Raw genomic sequence first — 4,142 nt, 5'->3', positions numbered from 1 at the left:
TTTTAAAGCACGAAGAATTCTGTACACATGATTTCGGTCGCCTTCAAATTGCAAAACCGTATCGACCATGTGTTCCAAGATTTTTGGTCCTGCAATATTTCCGTCTTTAGTGATATGACCAATCAGAATCACCGGAATATTGGTTTCTTTAGCAAATTTGATCAATTCGGCAGTAGTTTCGCGTATTTGAGAAATACTTCCGGGAGTGGATTCAATATAATCCGTATGTAAGGTTTGAATGGAATCGATTATCACGATTTCTGGTTCGATCGCTTCAATTTGCTTGAAGATATTTTGTGTTTTGGTTTCGGTAAGAATATAACAATTGTCTCCGTTTGGAGTAATTCTTTCGGCACGCATTTTTATTTGTTTCTGACTTTCTTCTCCAGATACATAAAGTGTTTTATAAGGTAATTTTAAAGAAATTTGAAGTAAAAGTGTACTTTTTCCAATGCCAGGTTCGCCACCAAGAAGTATTAAAGAACCAGGCACAATGCCACCACCAAGAACTCTATTTAGTTCGCCATCAACTGTATCCATTCGTACTTCTAGCGCTGAATCTATTTGTGCTATTTTTAATGGTTTGCTAGCTTTTTTAACTTCGCTAGTTGTGGGTTTCCAACTTGCCTTTTCTTCTTTTTCTATAACTTCTTCTACAATGGTATTCCATTCTTTGCATGAATTGCATTGTCCTTGCCAACGAGCATATTGCGCACCACAATTTTGACAGAAAAAAGAAGTTTTAACTTTGGCCATTTTATGCTGAACTTGTTTTAGTTTCTATTTATGCTGAATTCAGTTCAGCATCTTATGTTTATGCTGAACTTGTTTCAATATTTATTTTTTTATTTGAACTCTAAGTTCGTCTGCTTTATTTAACATCATATCTTTAGTTAAACTGCCAATTTCTTCCATTTGAAATGCATTTTGATACGTTTTAGAAGCTCTTTTAAAATCGCCAGTATTTTCATAATACATTGCTAAATGGTAATCGCCAAGCATAGTTTTAGGATACATTTTATGAGAAAGTTGCGATAATTGTTCAAATTCATTATATGCTTTGTTTTTTAAAATTGCAGCTTCAATTGCTTTAAAATCGTTGTATCTAATATTCATTTTCATTCCCATTGCTTTTTCTAAAATGTCATATTTAGCTATTAAATAATCAACATAACCAGATGGAAGTTTTACAATTTTTTCTTGAAATTCTGATGTAGATATTGGTTGATAAGCAGCAAAAAACTGATACAATGCATTTGGAATTGAATGTAAAACCAATGAGTAATGAGAAGCACCTTTTATTTCGTCAAATAAATAATTAAGATTTTCATTTTTTATGGTTTTAATATTTTCGTCAAGAATTTTAATTTTTTCTTTCATTTTTTTAATATCGCCATCGGCAGATGATTGATAATAAAAAATATTCTTTTTTATTGCAGATAATCTGTCGGCAACAACATTTTCCATTTCTAATGGTAATTCTGGACTTAAAGAAATGTAGGCATTAAATAATGGATCATCTTTGTATAAAAAGTAATTTATAAATCCAGCTGTAACATCGTGACCAGCAATAATCTTGAATGGAGAAATTCTATATTTAGTTTGCAAATAAGGCAATAATTCGCCTCCAATAAATTCGAAAAACTTAGAACCTTTTGTATCTGGTAAGCCAGTTTCTTTATCTACAGAACAATCATCAAAACGTTCATTATCTTTGTTTTGAGAAATTCCAACAATAATAACTTCTGGTAAATCGTCCCAATAATTGCCATAACTTAACGCGCCTTGAAAAGCATCAAATAAATAATCGCCATCTAATAAAACTATAACAGGAAATGTTTTTTTAGCATCTTTATCATAAGATGGAGGAAGTGAAATGGTTAGTTCTCTATATTTGTCGAGTTTTCTAGACAAAATACTGTCTTTAGTTTTTTGTGAAAATCCAAAGGAAGTAAAAAGAATAAGTACTAAAAGGTATACTTTTTTCATAATTTATTAAGGTTTGATTTAATTAAAGAAGCGCTTCTAAAATCTAGCAATATAACAAATTATTTTCTATTAAATATAGGTAAAAATAAAAACGATAATCCGCCAAGAAGAATTGTTAAAGCTGTTTGAGAAGTCCATACAAGCCAGCCAAAAGCTGTTCCAACCGTGTTAGAAATTCCGTAAAGCACAAAAATTTGAGCTACAAGAACAGGAAAAGCACCAAAACCACTGTTTGTAAACCCTATTGCTAAAGTTCCAAAAACAAAACCAATAATTACAGCGTTAAAACTTATAGTACTTGTTTCTTTAAGTGCAAAAATAGTTACATAAAACATAAGTAAATAACTAAACCATATAAAAAAAGAATGAAACAAGAAAGCCCATTTTTTCTCCATTTTTAATATACTTGTCATGCCTTCTATTAATCCAGATAATTTCTGTTTTAATTTATTTATAATTGACCAGTTAGAATAAATCCAAATTAATATAAAACTAATAAAAAGTGCAACTCCAACAACCAATAAAATTAGTAGTTTTTTAAACGGAATAGTTTCTAAAATAAAATCTTTTAAAATATCAAATTGTAAAACAAATGCAACAATTACAAATATAAAAAAAATTAAAGTATCTACAACTCTTTCGGCAATTATGGTTCCAAATGCTTTGTCAAAAGGCACATCTTCATATTTTTTTAAAATAATTGCTCTAGAAATTTCTCCAGATCTTGGCACAGATAAATTCATAAAATAGCAAGCGCAAACTGCCATTAAATTATTTTGAAATTTAGATTGATAACCCAAGTGTTCTATAGTAAATTTCCATCTGTAGGCACGAGAAATAAATCCGAAAGTTGCTATAATTAATGACAAGAAGATGTAAAAATAATTGGCGTTTTTAAAATATCCTTTTATCTCTAATAGTTGTTGTGCGGTAAATGAGTTGTACTGATAAACAATAAGAGCAATACCTAATGCCAACGGAATTAGTATTGAAAGCCATTTACTTATTGTTTTTTTCAAACTATTTTAAAGAATTATCAACCTCATTAGGAAAAACTAGCCAAGGTTTAAAGGTTTTGGCTTCTTCAAAATCTAGAGTTGCATAAGAAATAATAATAATAATATCGCCAGCATGAACTTTTCTTGCTGCTGGACCATTTAGTGTAATTTCTCCAGAATTTCGTTGACCTTTAATTGCGTAAGTTTCAAAACGTTCGCCATTATTAATGTTTACAATAGATACTTTTTCACCTTCAATTAAATTGGAAGCGTCCATAAGAGCTTCATCAATGGTAATACTACCAATGTAATTTAAGTCGGCGCCAGTTACTTTAACGCGGTGAATTTTAGATTTTACTACTTGAATTTGCATGGTACAAAGTTAATTTATTTTTTTATTTTAAACAGATATTGTGTCTATCAATCTTACATTATTGATAAATACGGCTATAAATGCTCTATAATTTTTAGTTTCACTTTTTCGTTTGCATGTTTTTAATGTTTGTTCATCGGCAATTTCAAAATATTCTAATTCAAATTTTGACTGATTTTTAAACACATTATTTACATAGTTAGAAACCTCATTAGCAGTTTTCGTGCCAAACAATTCTTTGGCAGACAATAATGTTTTGTAAATTAGTGATGCTTTATTTCTATCTTCTACAGATAATCTTTCGTTTCTAGAACTCATTGCCAATCCATTATTTTCTCGAAAAATTGGACAACCAACAATATTTACATTAAGTTTTAGTTTTTCGACCATTTTTTTAATAATTTGCAATTGCTGAAAATCTTTTTCTCCAAAGTAGGCATTGGTTGGTTGTACAATTTTAAATAATTTTCTTACAACTGTGCCAACGCCATTAAAATGTCCTGGTCGAAATTCACCTTCCATTTGGTTTTCTAAACCGTCAAAATCAAATAACAGGGAAGAAGGTTTTCCCTCATAAAGATCTTCAGTAGGTGGCGCATATACTATAATTTCAGTGCACAAACCGCTAATTTTATTTAAGTCGTCTTCAAGTGTTCTTGGGTATTTTGCAAGATCTTCAGGATTGTTAAACTGGGTTGGATTGACAAAAATACTGACCACAGTAGCATCATTATCACTCATTGATTGTTGCATCAATGATAAATGACCTTGGTGTAATGCCC

5 protein-coding genes are annotated in these 4,142 nt (G+C 30.2%); all 5 read right to left on the bottom strand.

What is annotated here, in order from left to right:
* Positions 1-756, bottom strand: a 756-nt coding sequence (locus ACH2BO_RS01055) for an AAA family ATPase (protein ID WP_395042907.1), incomplete at its 3' end; no start/stop codon positions are given.
* A gap of 81 nt (positions 757-837) precedes the next feature.
* Complete coding sequence (locus tag ACH2BO_RS01050; RefSeq protein ID WP_395042906.1) at positions 838-1,989, bottom strand: alpha/beta hydrolase; 1,152 nt, start codon at positions 1,987-1,989, stop codon at positions 838-840.
* Between the two features lie 59 nt (positions 1,990-2,048).
* Positions 2,049-3,008 (bottom strand): YbhN family protein, encoded by a 960-nt coding sequence (locus ACH2BO_RS01045; RefSeq protein WP_395042905.1) that lies wholly within the window; start codon positions 3,006-3,008, stop codon positions 2,049-2,051.
* A gap of 1 nt (position 3,009) precedes the next feature.
* Positions 3,010-3,360: an aspartate 1-decarboxylase gene (panD, locus tag ACH2BO_RS01040; RefSeq protein ID WP_395042904.1), complete on the bottom strand. Its 351-nt coding sequence runs from the start codon at positions 3,358-3,360 to the stop codon at positions 3,010-3,012.
* A 27-nt stretch (positions 3,361-3,387) separates the two neighbouring features.
* Positions 3,388-4,142, bottom strand: a 755-nt coding sequence (gene panC / locus ACH2BO_RS01035) for a pantoate--beta-alanine ligase (protein WP_395042903.1), incomplete at its 5' end; no start/stop codon positions are given.

This window comes from Flavobacterium sp. (genome assembly GCF_043773265.1).
GTDB lineage: Bacteria > Bacteroidota > Bacteroidia > Flavobacteriales > Flavobacteriaceae > Flavobacterium.
This window is presented reverse-complemented; position numbering and strand designations above follow the sequence as displayed.